General features: G+C 45.7%; 1 pseudogene. It reads right to left on the bottom strand.

Features of this window, described 5'->3' with window-relative positions:
- Window positions 1-868: pseudogene (locus A3766_RS04230) on the bottom strand (AAA family ATPase); the annotation flags it as partial.

Below are 868 nucleotides of genomic sequence, written 5' to 3' on the forward strand. Positions count from 1 at the left end.
CAACTCACCTTGTTGCTCACTTTCTATATGATCTTTGAAACCACAAGCTAGCAACACACCGGGATGATCAAGTATAAGTCTTATATCGTCAGGGGAAGTTTGATAGTGAGCATTCACTAGCAATGAAATAACCTGCTCAAGAAGTTTAGGCTCGGAGGCTAGTTGCTGCTGTGAAGGCCAGAGCACGTTCATCTCTGTATGTTTGTTTTTTACACTACGTTTTTGGCTAAATGAATCGTCATTCAAGGATAAAAATAATAGCCGACTCATCCAATTTTCTAAGGGGTCATTCTCGGCCCAACGAACTGGCTGGCTTAGATGAATGCTTTTCCACTTGGGTGTTAGTAGGTCGAGTTGTTTCTTAAAACGAATTGCAAAGCCTTGACCATTGCCTTCGTAGCCATGGATGGTGCTTGAAAATACGATTCTAGAATAGTGCTTTAGTAGTTCACTCAATGTAGACGCTGGAATTCCGGCAGCTTCATCGATTAGCAGTAACTGGCACTCGGGCTTGGTAAGTAAGAGCTCATCAGGCGATATAAACTTCAGACAGTGAGAATAACTATCGTGGTTGCCACACTCATCTGTAATGTATTTTGAAAAGTGGAAGAATGCATTGGCACAAGCTCGTTTTGAGGGGGCTGTAATCAAAATAGATTTTTTATATTTGAGGGCCAACTTCGCCGCGGCAATGCCAAGCGCGCTGGTTTTGCCTCGTCCCCTATCGGCGGTGACGATCAGTGGCCGTCTACGGTGCCCTTCGACAACATGAGTGATTAGCTCAATTGCTTCGCGCTGGTCAGGTGTGGGTAGGGCCTGTACCTGAGTCGTCGCAGCCGCAGGAACAGCAGGAAGCTGAGACTGATTC

Source organism: Oleiphilus sp. HI0132 (assembly GCF_001635845.1).